The sequence below is a fragment of the Brevundimonas sp. SS2672 genome (assembly GCF_059579685.1).
On the sequence record NZ_CM184201.1, the window covers coordinates 522,296 to 543,031 of the forward strand.

The 20,736-nt window shown below is 68.2% G+C and carries 15 protein-coding genes and 1 riboswitch; of the genes, 8 read left to right on the forward strand and 7 right to left on the reverse strand.

Features of this window, described 5'->3' with window-relative positions; genetic code table 11:
• Positions 1-10 precede the first annotated feature (10 nt).
• Positions 11-2,857: a TonB-dependent receptor gene (locus AC52GN_RS02560; RefSeq protein WP_496528070.1), complete on the reverse strand. Its 2,847-nt coding sequence runs from the start codon at positions 2,855-2,857 to the stop codon at positions 11-13.
• Positions 2,858-3,193: 336 nt separating this feature from the next.
• On the opposite strand from AC52GN_RS02560, the gene uxaC reads away from it, so the two are divergent.
• Genes uxaC through AC52GN_RS02575 form a run of 3 tightly spaced genes read left to right on the forward strand, consistent with a single transcriptional unit; the run spans position 3,194 to position 7,578 of the window.
• Complete coding sequence (gene uxaC / locus AC52GN_RS02565; protein ID WP_496528071.1) at positions 3,194-4,609, forward strand: glucuronate isomerase; 1,416 nt, start codon at positions 3,194-3,196, stop codon at positions 4,607-4,609.
• Positions 4,606-6,075 (forward strand): mannitol dehydrogenase family protein, encoded by a 1,470-nt coding sequence (locus AC52GN_RS02570; protein WP_496528072.1) that lies wholly within the window; start codon positions 4,606-4,608, stop codon positions 6,073-6,075. Before uxaC ends, AC52GN_RS02570 begins: the two co-directional genes overlap by 4 nt.
• 3 nt (positions 6,076-6,078) lie before the next feature.
• Positions 6,079-7,578 carry a UxaA family hydrolase gene (locus AC52GN_RS02575; protein ID WP_496528073.1) on the forward strand — a complete coding sequence of 500 codons (1,500 nt, stop codon included), beginning with the start codon at positions 6,079-6,081 and terminating at the stop codon, positions 7,576-7,578.
• 135 nt (positions 7,579-7,713) lie between these two features.
• Here AC52GN_RS02575 and AC52GN_RS02580 read toward each other — a convergent pair whose 3' ends face one another.
• The 5 genes from AC52GN_RS02580 to AC52GN_RS02600 all read right to left on the reverse strand — a co-directional run bounded on the left by AC52GN_RS02580 (position 7,714) and on the right by AC52GN_RS02600 (position 13,401).
• Complete coding sequence (locus tag AC52GN_RS02580; RefSeq protein ID WP_291776953.1) at positions 7,714-9,369, reverse strand: pectate lyase; 1,656 nt, start codon at positions 9,367-9,369, stop codon at positions 7,714-7,716.
• A 125-nt stretch (positions 9,370-9,494) separates the two neighbouring features.
• Positions 9,495-10,568, reverse strand: coding sequence for a PfkB family carbohydrate kinase (locus AC52GN_RS02585; RefSeq protein WP_496528074.1), 1,074 nt, complete (start codon positions 10,566-10,568; stop codon positions 9,495-9,497).
• A gap of 21 nt (positions 10,569-10,589) precedes the next feature.
• Positions 10,590-11,348, reverse strand: a complete 759-nt coding sequence (gene kduD, locus AC52GN_RS02590; RefSeq protein WP_496528075.1) for a 2-dehydro-3-deoxy-D-gluconate 5-dehydrogenase KduD — start codon at positions 11,346-11,348, stop codon at positions 10,590-10,592.
• Between the two features lie 13 nt (positions 11,349-11,361).
• Complete coding sequence (kduI, locus tag AC52GN_RS02595; RefSeq protein ID WP_496528076.1) at positions 11,362-12,207, reverse strand: 5-dehydro-4-deoxy-D-glucuronate isomerase; 846 nt, start codon at positions 12,205-12,207, stop codon at positions 11,362-11,364.
• A 147-nt stretch (positions 12,208-12,354) separates the two neighbouring features.
• Positions 12,355-13,401 carry a LacI family DNA-binding transcriptional regulator gene (locus AC52GN_RS02600; protein WP_496528077.1) on the reverse strand — a complete coding sequence of 349 codons (1,047 nt, stop codon included), beginning with the start codon at positions 13,399-13,401 and terminating at the stop codon, positions 12,355-12,357.
• 171 nt (positions 13,402-13,572) lie between these two features.
• Here AC52GN_RS02600 and AC52GN_RS02605 point away from each other — a divergent pair, with 171 nt between their 5' ends.
• From AC52GN_RS02605 to AC52GN_RS02615, 3 genes are all read left to right on the forward strand, one after another.
• Positions 13,573-14,397: a 2-keto-4-pentenoate hydratase gene (locus tag AC52GN_RS02605; RefSeq protein WP_343828644.1), complete on the forward strand. Its 825-nt coding sequence runs from the start codon at positions 13,573-13,575 to the stop codon at positions 14,395-14,397.
• Between the two features lie 181 nt (positions 14,398-14,578).
• Positions 14,579-15,793, forward strand: a complete 1,215-nt coding sequence (locus tag AC52GN_RS02610; RefSeq protein ID WP_496528841.1) for an MFS transporter — start codon at positions 14,579-14,581, stop codon at positions 15,791-15,793.
• Between the two features lie 71 nt (positions 15,794-15,864).
• A complete protein-coding gene (locus AC52GN_RS02615; RefSeq protein ID WP_496528078.1) occupies positions 15,865-16,848 on the forward strand; it encodes an alpha/beta hydrolase in 984 nt (327 codons plus the stop codon).
• A 3-nt stretch (positions 16,849-16,851) separates the two neighbouring features.
• Here AC52GN_RS02615 and cobU read toward each other — a convergent pair whose 3' ends face one another.
• Positions 16,852-17,373, reverse strand: a complete 522-nt coding sequence (gene cobU, locus AC52GN_RS02620; RefSeq protein WP_496528079.1) for a bifunctional adenosylcobinamide kinase/adenosylcobinamide-phosphate guanylyltransferase — start codon at positions 17,371-17,373, stop codon at positions 16,852-16,854.
• A gap of 39 nt (positions 17,374-17,412) precedes the next feature.
• Positions 17,413-17,621: riboswitch (cobalamin riboswitch) on the forward strand.
• A gap of 132 nt (positions 17,622-17,753) precedes the next feature.
• Between cobU and AC52GN_RS02625 the strand changes: the two genes are divergently transcribed.
• Together AC52GN_RS02625 and cobD are read left to right on the forward strand one after the other, a co-directional pair.
• Positions 17,754-19,712 carry a TonB-dependent receptor plug domain-containing protein gene (locus AC52GN_RS02625; protein WP_496528080.1) on the forward strand — a complete coding sequence of 653 codons (1,959 nt, stop codon included), beginning with the start codon at positions 17,754-17,756 and terminating at the stop codon, positions 19,710-19,712.
• Positions 19,713-19,716: 4 nt separating this feature from the next.
• On the forward strand, positions 19,717-20,727 hold the full coding sequence (gene cobD, locus AC52GN_RS02630) for a threonine-phosphate decarboxylase CobD (RefSeq protein WP_496528081.1): 1,011 nt from the start codon (positions 19,717-19,719) through the stop codon (positions 20,725-20,727).
• Positions 20,728-20,736 lie beyond the last annotated feature (9 nt).

The following is a 20,736-nucleotide window of genomic DNA, read 5'->3' on the forward strand; positions in this document are numbered from 1 at the left end:
GTGGAAAGCGTCAGAACTTGTAGCGGGCGCCCACGAACACCTGACGGCCGGTGTGGTGGTAGACGTAGGTGCTGTCCCGCACCCCATCGAGCTCGCCGTGGTTCTGGCGGTTGGCCTCGTCCGTGAGGTTGATGCCCTCGAGCGTCAGCGTCAGGTGGTCGGTGACGTCGAACGAAGCCGAGGCGTCGATGCTGAGCGTCTCGGTCTTGCCGGTGGCGACGATGCCGCGCGAGCCGCCGTTGGAGGCCGGCACCTGCTGGTAATAGGTGTCGCGATAGGCCGCCGACACCCGGGCGTTGAACCGACCGTCGTCATAGTAGAGCGTGGCGTTCCAGGCGTCGGGCGACAGGTTCACCAGATTGGCCGTCACATAGGCGGTGCAGGCGGCGGTGGTGCAGTAGTCGATTTCCGACTCCACATGGGTGAAGTTGGCCTGGACGCCCAGGTTCGAGAAGGCGCCCGGCAGGAAGGTGAAGGGCTGCTGATAGCTGATCTCGAAGCCCTTCAACGGGCCGCCCGGCGTGTTGGTCGGACGGCTGAAGACGTAATCTTCCGCCGGGGGACGGTCTGCGGCGGCGGGGAAGGCTTCCGGGTTCATCGCCGTCAGCTCGGCATAGGTCAGCCGTTGCTGGGTCGTCTGAACGTAGGTCGAGATGTCCTTGTAGAAGAACGCCAGCGACAGCAGGGACTCCGGCGCGAAATACCATTCCAGCGACAGGTCGAAGGTGTCGGCGCGGTAAGGGTCCAGGTTCACATTGCCCAGCGACGCCGTGCGGTTGGCGGCGTTCGGCGCGCTGAGCGAGAAGACCGGCACCAGATTGGTTACGGGCGGACGCGCCATGACGCGGGCGGCGCCGAAGCGGACCATGACGTTTTCGATCGGCTCGATCGACAGGTTCAGCGACGGCAGGATGTCGTCATAGTTGTTGGAGCCGGTGATGCGCGTCGTCACCCCGCTGAGGGAGGAGTAGCCGGCGGCCTCGATCTCGGTGTTCACCCAGCGTGCGCCGAAGTTGCCGCGGACCGGCATGCCCGCCCATTCGGTGTTCCAGTCCAACTGGGCCCATAGGCCGGTGTCCTTTTCCGTCACGTCGCGCCAGTTGCCCAGCGCCGTGGACCCGTTCTCTAGTCCCAGCAGACGGAAGTCGCCCTCAGCCACGCCGGTATCGCACAGGCAGTCGGCCCCGTAGGCCTTCATGATCGCGTCGAGGTTGGGCGAGATCCAGGCCGTGGCCGAGCCCGCAGGCAGGTCCAGGTTCCTGCCGAAGCCGTCGAGCAGATAGGTGAGGTCGCCGATGGAGGTTCCGGCCGGCATGGCGGGCGCGGCATTGGTCTTGCGGGCGTAGCCCGAACCTTCGGATTGATATTCCTTGTAGCTGGCGCCGACCTTGAGGGTCATGCGGTCGTCGATGTCGAACTCGAAGCCGCCCTCGAAGGTGGTGTAGGTATTGGACTGCTTGCTCGACAGGATGCGCAGTTCCGACAGCGGCGCCACGCCCCCCGGGCCCGTGATCGTCCACTGGTTCGGATCGGTGACGTCGAAGCCGTAGTCGATCTTGGGCAGGTCGCGATTGTCGCGGAAATCGATCGACCAGCCGGCGCCGTCCTGATGGTCGATGATGGCGTTGACCTGCAGGGGGTTGCCGAATTCCGACTCGGAACGACCCGCCACGCCCCTGAAGCGCACGCTGTCCGAGAAGTCGTGTTCGATCTCCAGCGTATACTGCGAGAATTCGCTCTTCAGCTCGTCGAAGCGCTCTTCCGTGCGCATGTCCATGCCGTCGAGGAGCAGGTAGACCAGTTCGCCCGTTTCGGCGTCGGCGACGGCGTCGACGATCGTAACTCCAGGCTTGCCGCCCTGGCTGGCGTTGCGGCTCAACGACCAGGCCTCGAGGAAGTTCTCCTGACGGGTCGAATCCAGCTTGGAATAGAGGCCGTCCAGGCTGATCGTCGTGGCGTCCGAGGGGCGCCATTGCAGCGACAGGGTCGCGCCCAGACGCTCCTGCTCATGGCTCAGGCGGCCGTAGCGCGGAATGCGCGGGTGGAACAGGCCGCCGGCCGCATCCTTGCCGCCGGGCAGGGCCTCGGGGTTCAGGAAGCCGTTGTCGCCATTGGCCGGACCCCAGCGCACCGAGCTGAAGCCTTCCTCGATGGAGCTCTTGTCGCTGTAGGCCAGCGACAGCAGGGCGCCGAACTTGCCGTCCATCCAGGTATTGGAGATCAGGCCGGCGAAGCGCGGGCTCCAGTTCTCCGACAGGTCGTTGTAGCCGCCCTGGACCGAGGCCACGGCGTTGAAGCCTGAATAGTCGAACGGCCGGGCCGTGCGCAGATCGACGGTGGCGCCCAGGGAGCCTTCCTCAACCTCGGCCGAGGCGGTCTTGCGTACGGTGATGTTGTTGAAAAGTTCGGAGGCGAAGACGTTGAAGTCGAACCCGCGGCCGCGGTTCACGCCGCCCGAGGAATCCGTGGCGCCGGTGGTCGCCTGAGCCTCGATGCCGTTGATGCGGGTGCGGGTGAACTCCGAGCTGAGGCCGCGCACCGTGATGGAGCGGCCTTCGCCCGCGTCGCGGTCGATGGAGACGCCGGGGATGCGCTGGATCGATTCCGCCAGGTTGGTGTCGGGGAAATCGGCGATGTCTTCGGCCGAGATGGCGTCCACCACCCCGGCTTCCTTGCGCTTGATGTTGAGCGCGTTCTGCAGGCTGGCGCGGAAGCCGGTGACGACGATTTCGTCGACGGCGGTCGGCTGGTCGTCGGCTGGCGTCGACTGAGCCTGCGCCGCGCCGGCGAAGGTCAAGACGGCGAGCGAGGCGCCGAGCAGCAGCGAGGCGCGCGCAGGGGCGGCGTGATAGGGCATATGGTTCTCCTCCCAGTTGGACCCGCCAGGGAACGCCCGTCCCAGTTCAGGTCGCCGCTTTCGCGGGAACCGGTGTCAATTGCTGTTTGTCAGCGAGTTCCACCGGTGTCATACAGAGCTACGCACGTTTTTTATCCTGTGGCAAGATGATGGCGAAACGCTCCTCCGGCTAAGGTTTGAACCCTGCGAAACAACAACCGGAGCCGGCGCCTGACGTCCCCCGGCCCCTGAGGGAGACATCGTCAGCGCCGCCCAGGCGGGCGTTTTCATGCCTGTCGCCGACTCCCTTCTTCTCCGCCCGATTCGCTTCGCTTCCGTTCCGATTTCGAGTTTCAGATGACCCAACCGCTTCGCTTGAATCCTGATCGTCTTCTGCCGGCCGATCCCGACACCCGCGCCGTCGCGAGGCGGCTGTACGCCGAGATCAAGGCGCTGCCGATCATCAGCCCGCACGGCCACACCGACCCGTCCTGGTTCGCGGGGAACGCCACCTTCGCCAATCCGGCCGAGCTGCTGATCACGCCGGATCACTACGTCTTCCGCATGCTCTACAGCCAGGGCATGGCGATGGAGGATCTGGGCGTTCCGCGCGCCGACGGCGGGGCGGTCGAGACGGACCCGCGCAAGATCTGGCGACGGTTCGCCGAGAACTATCACCTGTTCCGCGGCACGCCTTCGCGGATGTGGCACGACTGGGTCTATGCCGAAGTCTTCGGCCTGGACGTGCGCCTGTCGGCCGAGACGGCGGACCACTATTACGACGTCATCGACGCGGCCCTGCAGACCGAAGCCTTCCGGCCGCGCGCCCTGTTCGACCGCTACAATATCGAGGTGCTGACCACGACCGAGTCGCCGCTCGACACCCTCGAGCATCACAAGGCGATCAATGCTTCGGGCTGGAAGGGGCGGGTGCTGACCGCCTATCGTCCCGACCCCGTGCTGGACCCGGACTATGAAGGGTTCCGCGACAATCTGAAGGTCCTGGCCGAACAGACGGGCCGGGACACCCTGTCGTGGGACGGCTACCTGCAGGCGCTGCGCGATCGTCGCGCCTTCTTCATCGAGATGGGCGCCACCTCGACGGATCACGGCCACCCGACCGCCTTCACCGCCGACCTGTCTCGCGCCGAGGCCGAGGCCCTGTTCAAGCGCGTGTCGACCGCGCCGGCCAGCGCCGAGGACGCTGAACTGTTCCGCGGCCAGATGCTGACGGAGATGGCGGCCATGTCGGTCGAGGATGGTCTGGTGATGCAGCTGCACCCCGGCTCCTTCCGCAATCACAACGGCTTCGTCTTCGAGCGCTTCGGCCGCGACAAGGGCGCGGACATTCCCACGCGGACCGACTATGTGCGCGCGCTGAAGCCCCTGCTGGACCGGTTCGGCTCGGACAACCGGCTGACCCTGATCCTGTTCACCCTGGACGAGAGCGTCTATGCGCGCGAACTGGCGCCGCTGGCGGGCCATTATCCGGCGCTGAAGCTGGGCCCCAGCTGGTGGTTCCACGACAGCCCGGAGGGGATGCGCCGCTTCCGCGAGAACGTCACCGAGACGGCGGGTTTCTACAACACGGTCGGCTTCAACGACGACACCCGCGCCTTCCTGTCCATTCCGGCGCGGCACGATGTGGCCCGTCGCATGGACTGCGGCTTCCTGGCCCGCCTAGTGGTCGAGCATCGGATGGAGGAGGACGAGGCCCAGGAGGTGGCGCGCGCCCTGACCTATGATCTGGTCAAGGCGGCCTACAAGCTGTGACCCGCCTCGATGAAGCGGCCCTGACGGACCTGCCGGACGACGTCGTACGGCCCGGCTATGATCGCACGGCGGCCAGGACGGGCGTCGTGCACCTGGGCGTCGGCGCCTTCCACCGGGCGCATCAGGCGGTGGTGTTCGACGATGCGCTCAAGAGCGGCGACCTGCGCTGGGGCGTGCTGGGCGCGTCGCTGCGGTCGCCCGGCGTGGGCGATCAACTGAACCCGCAGGACGGTCTCTACACCCTGGTCGTGCGCGACGGCGAACGCGAGGACCTGCGGGTCATCGGCGCCTGTCGCGGCGTGATGGTGGGGCCCGAAGACCCTGCGGCGCTCGTCGCGGCCATGGCCGACGCCGATGTCCACATCGTCACCCTGACGGTGACCGAGAAGGGCTATCGCCTGGACCCGGCCAGCGGCGAACTGCTGGTCGAGGATCCGGACGTCGCGGCCGACATCGCGGACATCGAGCGTCCGCGCACGGCCCCCGGTTTCATCGTCGCCGCCCTGCGCGCCCGGCGCGCTGCGGGGTTGGGTCCCTTTACGGTGATTTCCTGCGACAACCTTCCGCACAATGGACGGCGGATCCGCGCCGGGGTGCTGGCCATGGCCAGGGCGGTGGATCCGTCGCTCGCCGAGTGGATCGCGGCCGAGGGCGCTTTCCCCCAGACCATGATCGACCGGATCGTGCCGGCGACGACGGCCGAGGACGTGGTTCGCCTGACGGCCCGCCTCGGCGTCGAGGACCAGGGGATGGTCAAGGCCGAGCCCTTCACCCAATGGGTGATCGAGGACCGCTTCGCCGGCGAACGGCCCGATTTCGCCGCCCTGGGCGTGCAACTGACCGATGCGGTCGAACCCTGGGAGGACGCCAAGCTAAGGCTGCTGAACGGCGCCCACTCGGCGGTCGCCTATCTGGGCGCGCTGTCGGGTCATGAGCACGTTCACGAGGCGGTGGCCGTTCCGGCCTTCCGCGCCTATGTCGAAGCTCTGTGGGACGAGGCGCAGACGACGCTGAACCCGCCGCCGGGCCTGGACGTGGCCGCCTATCGCGCCGAGCTGATGGCGCGGTTCTCCAACTCCGCCCTGATGCATCGCACGCGTCAGATCGCCATGGACGGTTCGCAGAAGCTGCCGCAGCGCCTGCTGGCCGGCGCCGCCGAGCGCCTGGCGGCGGATCAGGGGATCGAAGCCATGGCCCTGGGCGTCGCCGCCTGGATGCGCTGGCAGGAAGGCGTGACGGAGCAGGGAGAGACCGTCGTGGTCGATGACCCGCTGGCGTCCCGAACCGCCGAACTGATCGAGGCGTCCGAGACCGACGAAGCCCAGGTCCGCGCCCTGTTGGGCCTGTCGGCGGTCTTCCCGACGTCGCTGGCCGAGGAGCCGCGCTTCGTCGAGGCGGTGACGGCCGCCTTCCTGGCGTTGAGAGAGCATGGCGCGGTCGAGGCCGCCCGCCGCGTGACGGAGTAGAAGATGAGCCGGGTCCTGATCCTGAACCCCGCCGATGACGTCGCCATCGCCCTGGACGACATTGCTGCGGGCGAGAGGCCCGAGGGCCTGGAGACGCCGGCGCGCGCCGCCGTCGCCACCGGCCACAAGATCGCCCGGAGGGCGGTGGAGGAGGGCGGCCTGGTCCGCCGTTATGGCCAGGTCATCGGCCGAGCGCGCGAAGCCATCGCCGCCGGGGACCATGTCCACGTCCACAACCTCGCCATGGCCGAGGACGGACGCGAGGCCGAGGTGGGCGCCGACGTCCGCCGCCCGGCGCCGCTGTCCGGCGCGACCTTCAACGGCATCGTGCGGCCGGACGGCAGGGTCGGCACGCGCAACTACATCGGCGTCCTGACCAGCGTGAACTGCTCGGCCACGGTGGCGCGCCGCATCGCCGACGCCTTCCCTGACGCCAGCCTGCCCGACGGCGTGGACGGCGTCGTCGCCTTCACCCATCAAGGCGGTTGCGGAGGCTCGTCGCTGTCGAGCGATGTGACCCTGCTGCAGCGGACGCTGGCGGGTTACGCCCGGCATCCGAACTTCCATTCAATCCTCATCGTCGGCCTGGGCTGCGAGGCGAACCAGATCCCGGCCTGGCTGGCCAATGAGGGGCTGGAGGCGGGGCCGACCTTGCGCGCCCTGACCATTCAGGAGGCCGGCGGCACGGCCCGCGCCATCGAGGCGGGGATCGAGATCGTTCGCGAACTGGCGGCCGAGGCCGCCAAGGTCGAGCGTCAGCCGGTGTCGGCCTCGCACCTGACGGTCGGTCTGCAATGCGGAGGCTCGGACGGCTGGTCCGGCGTGACCGCCAATCCGGCGCTGGGCGCAGCGGTGGATCTGCTCGTCGCCCACGGCGGTTCGGCCATGCTGTCGGAGACGCCCGAGATCTGGGGCGCCGAACACCTGCTTCTGCGGCGTGCGGCGTCGCAAGGGGTGGCGGACAAGCTGAACGCTCGCCTTGCCTGGTGGCGCGCCTATGCCGACAGGCACGGGATGGAGCTGAACAACAATCCGTCGCCCGGCAATCTGAAGGGCGGTCTGACCACCATCCTGGAGAAGTCGCTGGGGGCGGTGGCCAAGTCGGGCTCCACGCCGCTGAACGACGTGATCGGCTATGCCGAACCGCTGGCCGCCAAGGGGCTGAGCTTCATGGACAGCCCCGGTTACGACCCTTGCTCGGCGACGGGCCAGATCGCCTCGGGCGCCAATCTGATCGTGTTCACGACCGGACGGGGCTCGGTGTTCGGGGCCAAGCCCGCGCCGTCGATCAAGGTCGCCTCCAACGCCAGGCTGGCCAGTTGGATGGATGAGGACATGGACATCGACGCCTCGCCGGTGCTGACGGGCGCGTCGATGGAGGCGGTCGGGCAGGCCATCTTCGAGCGGATGCTGGCCGTGGCCTCGGGCGAGCCGTCGAAGTCCGAGGCCCTGGGCATCGGCGATAATGAGTTCGTGCCCTGGCAGGTGGGCGCCTATCTCTAGACCATTTTCGGTTCAGTCGGAATCGACGGAACCCAGAACAATGGTCCAGAATTATCTGGAGCGAATATCTGAGTTTAGTTGGACATGCGTCCAACTAAACCGATTTCGCTCTAGGCGCCCGCCTCAAGGCTGAGTTCAGCCCTCCAGCGCCTCGATCAGTTCGCCCATGTTGCGGATGAAGACTTGGGTCGAGACGCACTCGACCGGGTAGTCGGTGGTGTAGGGCGAGGTATCCCACAGGTCGCCGACGCGAGTGGTCTGATACTCTCCGCCCGTTACCGCCGCCGGCGCCTCCCCGATGTAGGGGTTGGAGGTCGTGGTCATGAGCGAGGGCCAGTAGCCGCGCGCGTTCAGCGTCGTCACCAACTGACCCGCCCGGTCCGCTGCAGGCCGGGTCAGGCGTCGGGCGTCGGTGGACATGTCCCAGACGTCCACGTCCTGAAGCGTGAAGTATTTCGGCAGTTGCAGCGCGCCCGGACGGGCCTTGAGCGGGGAGTTGCGGCTGACCTCGTCCGGGGTCTGGGACGCCAGCGTCTCGTACTCGCGGCGCAGGGCGGCGGTGTCGACGTTGCGGAACGAGCCGTAGTGGACGATCAGGTTGTTGGGGTTGTCGTCGTAGTAATACTGGCCGTTGGTGATGTTCGACCCGCGCCGGTGGATGTAGACGGGCGTGTTCGATCCCTCGAGGATGAAGGTCGGGTGGGTGCGCCCCGGCGCGATCAGGTTCTGGGGCGTCTTCACCTGATCCAGCCAGTCCAGGGCCTCGGGCAGGCGGGCGATGTATTTGCGCTCGCCGGTCAGACGATAGAAGCCCATCATCGACTTGATGTTGGTTCCCGTGGCGTGGGTGGCGAAGGCCTGGGGCTCGATGGTTCGGGCGCCCGCGGGCTTCAGCGTGTCGGGGAAGTGCTGCAGACCCCAGGCCGGCTGGGGCAGGGGCTGCTGGGTCTTCACGAAGATGTCCATGCCGCGATGGATGGCGTCCAGCACCCGCGGGTCGCCACGGCCGTTCGTCGCCAGCCCGTGATAGGCGTAGAGCAGGAACTCCAGGTTCTCGCCCGCCACATCGTCGTTGAAGGTGATGTAGGGGGTGTAGTCCTCATGGCCGTGCAGGCCGCCGTTTTCGACGAAGGGATAGCGCTGGGGCCAGCCGCCGTTCGGATACTGGGCGTCGAGAACGAACTGGATCGCCTTGTCCAGGGGCGCGCGGTACTTGCGCTCGCGCTTCTCCAGATAGATCCGCAACAGCAGTTGCGAAGCCTCGGCCGTTCCCGCGTCGTCGAAGGTGGCGTTGCCGTAGTAGCGGTGGAATTCCTCCATCCGCCAGGCGTTCTTGCCGTAAGTGGCGTACCAGCGCTTGAGCGACTCCTCGCCCGCCATGTCGATGACGTAGTTCCAGCCGCCCGCGGGATGCTGGCCGCGGATCAGGGCGTCGGCGGCGGACTTGGCGGCTTCATAGAACTGTTCGTCGCCGGTGGCGTGATAGGCGTCCAGGAATACGTGGCCGACCGTGGCGGTGCCGGGCGGCTGGACCCAGATCATCGTCGGCGAGGCTTCCAGTTCGCCCCAGCGGCGCGAGAAGTCCGGCAGGACATTCCACACATAGCCGCCTCCGACGGCGGCCTCATCGGTCATGAACCGGGTCGCCCGCTTCATCGTCGCCACGATGGCGGCGCGGTCGGGCGTCGTCTGCGTTATGCTCCTGGCCAGGGCGGGGGCGGAAGCGGCCGTGAAGGTCGCGGCGGCGCCGGCGGCCAGCAGGGCGCGGCGATTCATGGACGTTGCGGACATGGTGTCTCCCTCGGATGCGTCGCCTCGCAGCTCTGACGGCTGCTTGCAGGCGAAGCTAAACACGAATGACACCGGTTTCCTAGTGTTTGAGCGCGACTGTGACGGCGCGCGGTTTCACGAAACCGTCAGCGGCGGATGTCGAAGCCCCCGTCGCCCATCGCCGCGCGAACCTCGGCGGCGGTGAACAGGTTGAAGTCGCCGGGCACCGAGTGTTTCAGACCGGCGGCGGCCAGACCGAAGTCGAGCGCCTCCTGGTCCGACCAGCCGCTCCACAGGCCGAACAGCACGCCGGAGGCGAAGGCGTCGCCGCCGCCCACCCGGTCGACCACGCCGGTCATGTGGATGGCCTCGGCGGCGGTTTCGATCACCTCGCCGTTCGCGCCGCGCGTCAGCATGACGGCGGACAGGGCCTGATCCGCGACGCTCTCCTGAACGCGCAGGGTGCAGGAGATTCGCTGCAGGCGCGGGAAGGCCTCAAATGCGGCGGCGGCGGCCATGCGACGGCGCGCGCCGGGGTCGGCGTGATCGAAGCGGCGGCCGAGCACCAGGGCGAAGTCGCGATCATCGGCGAAGGCGACCTCGGCCCCCGCCAGCATCCGGCCCAGGGTTCCGGGGGGATCGCCGTCCCACTGTTCCCACAGCTTGCCGCGGAAATTGCCGTCGTAGCTGATGCGGACGCCCTTGCGGACGGCGGCTTCGACCAGTTCGACGGCCGCGCGCGAGCCGTTGGGGCCGGTGGCCGGCGTCACGCCCGAGACGTGCAGCCATTCATAGCCGTCCAGCAGGGCGTCCCAGTCGAAGGCGTCGGCGACGCGTTCGACGAAGGCGGAGCCGGCGCGGTCATAGAGGACTTCCGACGGTCGCCGCACGGCGCCGGGCGTCAGGAAGTAAAGCCCCATGCGGCCAGGCGAGAAAACGATGGGGGAGGCGTCCACGCCATAGCGACGCACTTCATCGCGCGCCGCCTGTCCCAAGGCGTTGTCGGGCAGGACGGTCGCCATCGCCGCCGGCGCGCCGAAGCGAGCCAGGGCGACGGCGACATTGGCCTCGGCCCCGCCCGGACGCACGGTCAGGGCGGGGGATTGAAGCAGCAGCTCGTTCTGGTTCGGGCTGAACCGCAGCAACATCTCGCCGAAGCAGAGAATCTTGCCGCCGTTCGCGGTTTGAGGCCCGGGGGCTGCTGGGTGGTCGTCGCTCATGGTCTGGACGCTAGCGCGGGATCAGCGCGCCAGCCAGCCGCCGTCGACCGGCAGGGTGATCCCCTGCACATAGTCGCTGGCGCGGCTGGCCAGGAAGACGGCCGCGCCGCCCAGGTCGGCCGGATCGCCCCAGCGGCCGGCCGGAATGCGCCCGAGGATCTCCTTGGAGCGCACCGGGTCGTCCTGCAGCGCCTGGGTGTTGTCCGTGGCGAAATAGCCCGGTGCGATGGCGTTGGCGTTGATCCCATGCTTGGCCCACTCATTGGCCATCAGCTTGGTCAGCCCCGCCACGCCGGATTTCGACGCGGTGTAGGACGGGACCCGTATGCCGCCCTGATAGGACAGCATGGAGGCGGTGTTGATGATCTTGCCCGGACGGTCGCCCGCGATCATCCGCTTCACCGCCGCCTGGCTGAGGAAGAAGAGGACCTTGAGGTTGACGTTCATCACGTCGTCCCAGTCCTGCTCGGTGAAATCCACGGCGTCGGCGCGGCGGATGATGCCGGCGTTGTTCACCAGGATGTCCACCGGGCCGAGCGCGGCCTCGGTCTCGTCCAGAATCCGCTCGATCGGCTCCATGGAGGTCAGATCGGCCTGGATGGAGACGGCCTTGCGGCCCTTGGCCAGGACCTTGCCCATGGTGTCGTCTGACGCCCGGCGGGCGACCGAGGCGACGTCCGCCCCGGCCGCAGCCAGGGCCAGGGCGATGCCCTGACCCAGGCCGGTGTTGCCGCCGGTCACCAGGGCGACCTTGCCCGTCAGATCGAAAGGATCAGCCATGCCCTGGTTCCCCTTACTTCAGCTGACAGATGTCGAGCTTGTTCATGTCGGTGTAGTCGAGGTTCTCACCGCCCATGCCCCAGATGAAGGTGTAGTTCGACGTGCCGGCGCCCATGTGGATCGACCACGGCGGGCTGATGACGGCCTCGCCGTCGGCCATGATGATGTGACGCGCCTTGTCCGGCTCGCCCATGAAGTGGAAGACGCGGTCGTCTTCGCCCAGGCCGAAGTAGAGATAGGCCTCCGAACGACGATCGTGCAGGTGCGGCGGCATGGTGTTCCACACCGAGCCGGGCTTCAGCACGGTCACGCCCAGCAGCAGCTGGCAGGACTTCACCTTGGCGGGGACGATGTACTGATAGATGGTGCGTTCGTTCGAGGTCTCGAGCGAACCCATCTCCAGCGGCACAGCCTCGGCGATCGAGATCTTGGCCAGGTCGTAGCGCGTGTGGGCCGGGGTCGAGATCAGGTAGTATTTGGCCGGATTGGCGGCGTCCTTCGAGGTGAAGGAGACGTCGGCGGCGCCCATCGGAATGTAGAGGCCGTCACGGAAATCCAGGTCCAGGGTCTCGCCGTCGACGGTCACCGTGCCTGCGCCGCCGATGTTGACCACGCCCAGTTCGCGCGCGACCAGGAAGGGCTGGCCGGCCAGCGACGGCGGCTCGGAATGGGTCGGCAGGCTCAGCACCGCGTCGGTCGGCATGGCGCCGCCGATGATCATGCGCTCGTTGTGCGAATAGTTCAGGCTGATCCGGCCCGCCTGGAACAGGCCGCCGACCAGATAGCGGTCGCGCAGCTGTTCGTTGGAGGCGCCCTCCATCATGTCCGGATGGGTCGCGTGATAAACCTTGTCGTACACCTTGTTCCTCCAGGATTCCGCAGGCCGGAATCATTCATCGGCGGGATGATCCGCCTATGTCGTGTCCAGTTTGGTAACCGGTGTCAGTGCTTTGGGCAAGAGGAGGCCTTTTGTCGCGGGCGCGTCGGCTGCGCGCAGGCGGACGGCCTAGACCTGGATGGCGGAGCGACGCACCACGAGGGAAGGGCGGATTTCCGGTTGCTGCAGCCTGGCGGGATCGACGCCGCGCATGGGCGCCAGCAGTTTTTCCGCCGCCATCCGACCCATGTCGCGGATCGGCAGGCGCACCGAGGTCAGATTGGGCCAGATATGCGCCGCCATCGGCAGGTCGTCATACCCTACCACCGACAGGTCGCGCGGCAACTCTAGCCCCCGTTCGCGCGCGGCCTGCATGACGCCCAGGGCCATGTCGTCGTTCAGGGTGAAGATGGCGGTGGGCGGTTCCGGCAGGGACAGCAGGGCGTGGGCGGCCTCGCGTCCCGAATCGAAGGTGTAGGCGCCCTGGATGTCATAGGCGGGCGGCAGTTCCACGCCGCGTTCCTTCAAGGCGTCGATGAAGCCCTGGCCGCGCACGACCGATGAGCGGAAGGAGGCCAGACCGCGCACCAGGGCGATGCGCCGATGGCCCAGATCCACCAGGTGCCGGGCGGCCTCGGCGGCGCCGATCCAGTCGTTGGTCACCACCATGTTCTGGGGCTGGTCCAGGGCGATCGAGGCGATGCGGACATAGGGGGTGTCCAGCTCGCGCAGCAGTTCAATCACCGTCTCGTCCTCGGACACCGAGGGCGGCATGATGACGCCGAACAGCCGCTGGCGTTCGACGAAGCCGCGAATGTCCTTCAGCAGGGTGGGGGAGGTGCGGCTGCACGGATGCACCACCAGTTCCAGGCCCGATCCCTTCAGGGCGTCCAGGATGCCCTGCTGCATGTTGACCACATAGGTAGGGCTGGGCTGATCATAGATCATCCCGACCAGGAAGGACCGGCGGAAGGCCAGGCCGCGCGCCTGCGGATCGGGCACGAAGCCCAGTTCGTCGATCGCCTCTTGAACGCGGGCGCGGGTTTCCTCGCGCACGAACGGAGACTGGTTGATGACGCGCGACACGGTCTTCTTGGAGACCTGCGCCACGCGGGCGACGTCATTGATGGTGGCGCGCTTGCCGGATTTCGCCGGTTGCGAATCCCGTTCTGACAAAGGCGTCCCCCTTTCCTGGTTCCTGGACCAGCCATAGCCGCGCCGGGCGTCAGACGCCACGGTTCATTGGCGATGAATGATTGACACCGGTTTCCATGAGCCGCCATTATCCGGAGCTTTCAATCGGGGCGTCACATTGATCCATCAGATTCTATCTTCGGAGCGCGGCCTGTGACGGCGGCGACGGACCCGGCCGCCGACCTGGCCGTAGCGCAGGCTTTCGTGGACCATCGGCTGGCGGCGCGAGCCCTGCCGGATTATCCGGGGGCGACGCCTGACGCCCTGAGCCGGTCCTACGCCATTCAGGATCAGGCGATCGCCCTGTTCCCGGACCAGGTCGTCGGCTGGAAGGTCGGCGGCGTCCCGCCGGCGCAACAGGCCGTGCTGGGCGCGCACCGGGTGGCGGGCGCCATCTTTGCGGCCAACGTCTGGACCGCAGGCGGGCAGCCGACGGACCTGCCGGCCATCGAAGGCGGTTTCGCCGCCGTAGAGGCCGAGTTCATCGCCCGCATCGGCGCCGACGTCGATCCGAACCGCACGGACTGGACGCTGGCGGACGCGGCCGATCAGATCGACGCCGTCTTCATCGGGGTGGAGCTGGCCGGCAGCCCGCTGTCCAGCATCAACGACCTGGGCTCGGCCGTGGTGGCGTCGGACTTCGGCAACAACGGCGGACTGGTGATTGGTCCCGAACTGACCGACTGGCGCGCGCGGATGGAGACCATTGAGGTCGAGACCCTGATCAACGGCCAGAGCGTGGGCCGGGGCGGCTCGGCTTCGCTGGCCGGGGGCGCGCTGGAATCGGTCCGCTTCCTGCTGGAGCACGGCGCGCGCCGCGGACGGCCGTTGACGGCGGGGACTCTGATCTCGACAGGCGCGGTCACGGGCGTCCACCGCGTGGACATCGGCGATGAATCGGTCTGCCGTTTCGCCGGCGCCGGCGAGGTTCGCTGCCGCATGGTGAAGGCCCGCCCGCAACACGATCCGAGAGGCTGACCGATCGGCTGACACAGGAAATCAGGCGCCCACCCGTCCGCAGAGGGTTGCAGAAGACGGGACGCGCTGAGGAAACAAACGGAAGAGGACGCCTTCGATGACCGAGGCTTCGCAGACCGCCGAAAAGGGAGGGCCGATCCGCGTGACGGCCCCTCCGGCCGGCAAATACCGCTGGATCGTCATGTGGCTGTTGTTCGCCGCCATGGTGATCAACTACGTCGACCGTCAGATGATCGGCTTCCTGAAGCCGACCCTGTCGACCGAGTTGGGCTGGTCCGAGACGGATTACGCCGACATCGTTTTCTGGTTCCAGGCGTCCTACGCCGTCTTCTACCTGATCTTCGGTCGGGTCATGGACAAGATCGGCGCGCGCTGGGGCCTGGGGGTCGCCTTCTTCATCTGGCAGATCGGCCACATGATGCACGGCGCGGCCCGCGACCTGTCGCACTTCATCATGGCCCGCATGATCCTGGGCGTCGGCGAGGCCGGCGGCTTTCCCGGCGGCATCAAGGCCGTGGCCGAGTGGTTCCCCAAGAAGGAACGCGCCTTCGCCACCGGCCTGTTCAACGCAGGCACCAATATCGGCGCCATCGTCACGCCGTTGCTCGTCCCGGTTCTGGTGCTCAGCTTCGGCTGGCAGATGGCCTTCGTCATCACCGGCCTGCTGGGCCTGATCTGGCTGCCGATCTGGCTGATCGTCTATCGCCGTCCGCGTGAAGTGAAAAAGCTGTCGACGGCCGAACTGGAGTGGATCGAGCAGGACCCCGCCGACCATGTCGAGAAGATCGGCTGGAAGAAGCTGCTGACGGTCAAGGAAACCTGGGCCTACGCCGCGGGCAAGTTCCTGATCGATCCCATCTGGTGGATGTTCCTGTTCTGGCTGCCCGACTTCCTGGGCAAGACCTACGGGCTGGATCTGAAGACCTTCGGCCCGCCGATCGTCGCCATCTACCTGCTGTCCGACGTCGGCTCGGTCGGCGGCGGCTGGCTGTCGGGACGCTTCATGAATCGCGGCATGAACCTGAACAAGGCCCGCAAGCTGACCATGCTGATCTGCGCCCTGTGCGCCGTCCCGGTCGCCTTTGCGGCGTTCGCCTCCAACCTGTGGATCGCGGTGCTGATCATCGGTCTGGCCACGGCGGCTCACCAGGGCTTCTCGGCCAACCTCTACGCCTTCCCCGGCGACGTCTTCCCGCGTGGAGCGGTGGGCTCGGTCGTCGGAATCGGCGGGATGCTGGGCGGCATCGGCGGCATGATCATGGCCAAGTACGCCGGCTTCGTGCTGGACAAGCTGGGCACCTACACCCCGATCTTCGTGGTGGCGGCCTCGGCCTATCTGGTGGCCTTGCTGGTGGTCCACATCATCTCGCCCAGATACGAACCGGCCAAGGTCTAAGGACCCGACGCCGAGAGGGGCGCTCGTCTGAGGGGGCGGGCGCCCCTCTTCAATTCCACCGGGAGGGTTTCATGAACATCCATCGCCGCGCCCTGTTGAGGGTTGGAGCCGCCGCCGGCGGCGCGTTCGCCGCGCCGGGCGTCGTCCTGGCGCGCAATCAGGCTGTTGCGCCCCCCGACCCGACCGAGACGGTCCGCCTGTGGCCCGCCGGCGCGCCGGGCGGTGAAGGCGTGCGCGTGGTTCCCATCGTGCCGGAGCGGTCGACGGACCCGAGCTATCGCGACCGCTACGCCCAGTACACGACCGATCCCCTGATGACGGTGGTGCGGCCCGCCCGGCCGAACGGTTCGGCCATGCTCCTGATTCCGGGCGGCGGCTATCGCTGGTCGGTGTTGGACAAGGAGGGCTTCGACGTGGCCCGCGTCTTCGCCGCCAGCGGGACGACCTGTTTCGTGCTGCGCTATCGGCTGCCGGCTGACGGTTGGGCGGCGGGACCGGACGCCCCCCTGCAGGACGTGCAGCGGGCGATCCGGCTGATCCGCAGCCGCGCGGCGGAGTTCGACGTGCGGCCGGATCGCGTGGCGGTGCTGGGCGCCTCAGCCGGCGGCCATCTGGCGGGACTGGCCAGCGCCCGGACGGACGCCGCCTACGCCTCGACCGACGGCGCCGATACGGCGTCCCTGCGGCCGGATCTGACGGTGTTGCTCTACCCCGTCGCGACCATGACGGACCCCTACGTCCACGCGGGGTCCCGCGCCCACCTGCTCGGCGCCGCGCCCAGCGCCGAGGCGATCGCGGCCTATTCGCTCGAGCAGATGGACTGGTCGGGCGCCGCGCCGGTCTGCCTGATCCATGCGATGGACGACGCCTCGGTGCCGGTCGAGAACAGCCTCATGCTTCTTTCAAGCCTGAAGGCGGCCGATGTCAGGACCGAAGCCCACCTGTTCCAGGAAGGCGGTCATGGTTTCGGAACGCGCCTGATCGCCGGCCGACCGGCGGACGCCTGGCCCGAGCTGACGCGGCGCTGGGCCGGCCGGCTGGACTTCGCTCTTTAGAGGCTAGATCCGCTCCAGCGGCAGACGCATCCCGGCCACGATCAGACAGGCGGCGTCGGCGACGGCGGCGATGCGCTGGTTCAGGCGGCCGGCCTCGTCGCGAAAGCGTCGGCCCAGCGGATTGTCGGGGACCAGGGACCAGCCGACCTCATTGCTGACGACCCACAGCGTGGCGGGGCAGGCGGCCAGGGCCTGGGCCAGGTCGTCGAAGGCGGCGGCTAGGTCGCGCTCGGCCAGCATCTGATTGCTGAGCCACAGGGTCAGGCAGTCGACCACCGCCACATCCTCGGCCGATAGGGCGCGCACGGCCTCGGCCAGATCCAGCGGCGCCTCGACCTGACGCCAGCCCTGGCCGCGTTCGGCCTGATGGCGGACGATGCGGTCGCGCATCTCGTCGTCGAAGGCCTCGGCGGTGGCGATGAAGACGGGCGGGCGGCCCGCCGCCTCGGCGGCCCTCTCGGCCTGTCGTTGGGCGTAGCCGCTCTTGCCGGAACGGGCGCCGCCGAGAACCAGCGTCAGGGTCATGCGTCGTCTCTCCGGTTGACCTGAACCGCGCGCGGTCCTACTGCCACGGTCGCGTCAGGTTCCCCGAAAGGGGATTGAAAGGGAACGGAGTGTGAAACTCCGGCTGTTCCCGCAACTGTAAGCGGCTAGCCCGCGCGTCATACGCCACTGGCGGTCCGGAAGGCCACGGCCTGAACGACTACTGGGAAGGCGACGCGCACCGGCCTTGATCCGCGAGCCAGGAGACCTGCCTGTCGCCGTCGTTCTCCGCGCGGTCGGGATGTGCCGGGCGGTCGAGGCAACTCGTGTGACGACAGTCGTAAACCAGCCGCGTCAGCGGCCGCTTTCGCTCATCCGGGCGACGGGCGGTCCGGCGCGGCGTCGTCATATGGAGACCCGGAATGAACCGGACCGCATTCGCTACCCTGGCCGCCGCCAGCCTTCTGGCCGCCGCGCCCGCCTTCGCCGTCGAAACCGTCGATCAACAGGCCGCCGCTCCTGACGTGGCGGGCCGCGCCGGCGCCACCGCCGTCGAGGACGTGGTCGTCACCGCCAACCGCTCGGCCCAGCCGATCGAGCGCGTCGGCGCCTCGGTCACCGTCCTGACCCAGGCCGCCATCGAGGCGCGCCAGACCCCGGCCGTGGTCGAGTTGCTGGCCCAGACGCCGGGCGTCAGCTTTACCCGCAACGGCGGCGTCGGCACGTCCACGGGCGTCAACATCCGCGGCGCCGAGAGCCAGCACACCGTCGTCCTGATCGACGGGGTCAAGTTGAATGACCCGTCCTCGACGCAGGGCGGTTTCAACTTCGGCAACCTGCTGATCGGCGACACGGCGCGCATCGAGGTGCTGCGCGGCGCCCAGTCGACCCTGTGGGGCAGCCAGGCCATCGGCGGCGTGGTCAATATCGTCACGGCCGAGCCCACCGAAGCCCTGCAAGGCAGCCTTGACGCCGAGGCCGGCGCGCGCGGCACGACCTATTTCCGCGGCGGCGTCGGCGGCGCTAATGAGCGCCTGAGCTGGCGTCTGGCGGCCAGCCGTTATGACACCGACGGCTTCTCGGCCTTCGCCGCCGGCAAGGAAGACGACGGCTACACCAACACTGGCCTGTCGGGCCGCCTGAACGTCAAGGTGACGGACGCGGTGTCCCTGGACCTGCGCTCGGTCTGGTCCAGCGGCCGCAACGACTTCGACGCCTTCAACGGCGACAGTCGCGAATACGGCAAGACCCAGGAACTGGTCGCCTACGCCGGCCTGAACTTCGACCTGCTGGACGGCCGGTTCCGCAACCGCATCGGCTACGCGCACACCGATACGGATCGCCGCAACTTCAACCCGGACAACACGGTCCAGACCCTGACCTTCGACGCCGAGGGCCAGAACCGCCGCTGGGAATATCAGGGCGCCTTCGCCTTCACCGAGGCGCTGAACGCGACCTTCGGCCTGGAGCACGAAAAGTCGGAGATGAAGACCCGCTCGCCCGGCGACTGGGATCCGAACCCGGCCTTCGGTCGGGGCGAGGCCGAGCTGAACAGCGCCTATGGCCAGTTGCAGTGGACGGTGCTGGACGGCCTGACCCTGACCGGCGGCCTGCGCTATGACGACCACGCCCAGTATGGCGACAACCTGCTGGGCCAGGTCGCGGCGGCCTGGGCCCTGAACGAGGGCGATACGGTGGTGCGCGCCAGCTGGGGCCAGGGCTTCCGCGCGCCGGGCCTGTATGAGCTGTACAGCGAGTACGGCAACCTGACGCTTCAGCCCGAAGAGTTCGACAGCTGGGAGATCGGCGTCGAGCAGCGCCTGTTCGACCGTGCTGTCGTCTCGGCGACCTACTTCAATCGCCAGGCGGACAATGAGATCCGCTACAACGGCTGCTCGACGCCCTCGACGGACCCGCTGTGCACCGTCAACGGCGCGGGCCGCTGGGGCTATTACCGCAACGTCCAGAAGACCGAGGCGCAAGGCGTCGAACTGGTCGGCCGCGTGGATGTGACGGAGCGCCTGAACGTCAGCGCCAACTATACCTGGACCGACGCCAAGAGCGCCTCGGGCGCCACGGACGGCAAGCGTCTGACGCGCCGTCCCGAGCATATGGCGAACTTCGCCGCCGACTACGCCTTCGCCTTCGGTCTGAAGACCGGCGTGGCCGTGCGTTACGTCGGCGAGACGTTCAACAACGACACGAACACGGTGAAGGTCGGCGCCTACACCCTGGTCGATCTGCGCGCCTCCTACCCGATCAACGACAACCTCGAAGTCTACGGTCGGATCGAGAACGCCTTCGACGAGGACTATCAGACGGTCCTGAACTACGGCGCGCCGGGCCAGGGCGTGTTCGGCGGCGTTCGCGTCCGGTTCTGATGTGATGAAGGACGCCGCGTTCCTGACGACGGCGACCCGGCACGGCGGCGGCCTGATGAAGGCCGCCGCCGCCTATCCCGACGCGCCGCAGCCCTGGCTGGACCTGTCCACGGGGATCAATCCCCAGCCGTGGCGGGGACCGCGCGCGTCGGAGGAGGCGCTGAACCGCCTGCCTGATCCCGCCGCCCTGGCGGCGCTGGAGGCCGTCGCCGCAGCCGCCTTCGGCGCTGCGCCCGAGCGGACGGCGGCGGTCGCGGGGGCCGAGGCGGCGATCCGTCTGCTGCCCCTGCTGCTGGGCGTGCGGGCGGTCGAGGTCGTCGGCCCGACTTACGGCGCCCATGCCGAGGCCTGGCGGGCGGCGGGCGTGGCGACGCGCCTGATCGCGCCTGATCAGGCGGCGGCCTCGCAGGCGGGCGTGCTGGTCGTCGTCAATCCGAACAATCCCGACGGCCGCCTGATCCGGCGGGCCGATCTGATCGCCATGGCGCGGGCGCGCTCCAAGGCGGGGCGCTGGCTGGTGGCGGACGAGTCCTTCATCGAATGCGCGCCCGGAGACAGCGTGTCGGACCGGGCCGAGCCGGGGCTGATCGTCCTGCGCTCCTTCGGCAAATTCTATGGCCTGGCCGGGGTGCGGCTGGGCTTCATGCTGGCGGCGCCCGAGCTGATCCGGCGATTGCGCGCGCTTCAGGGCGACTGGCCGGTCAGCGCCGACGCCCTGGCGCTGGGGCTGGGCGCCTACGCCGACGAGGCCTGGCGGCGCCGGACCGAGGCGGCCTTGGCCGAGCGGGCCGACCGGCTGGACGACCTGCTGGCGCGGGCGGGGTTTCAGATCATCGGCGGGACCAGCCTGTTCCGCATGACGCGCACGCCCCACGCCGCGCGCTGGTTCCAGCACCTGTGCCGGGCGGGCATCCTGACCCGGCCGTTCGACCACACGCCCGACGCCCTGCGCTTCGGCGTTCCGGCCGAGCGCGACTTCCCTCGACTGCAACGCGCGCTGGAGGCCTTCGGATGAGGGCGACCC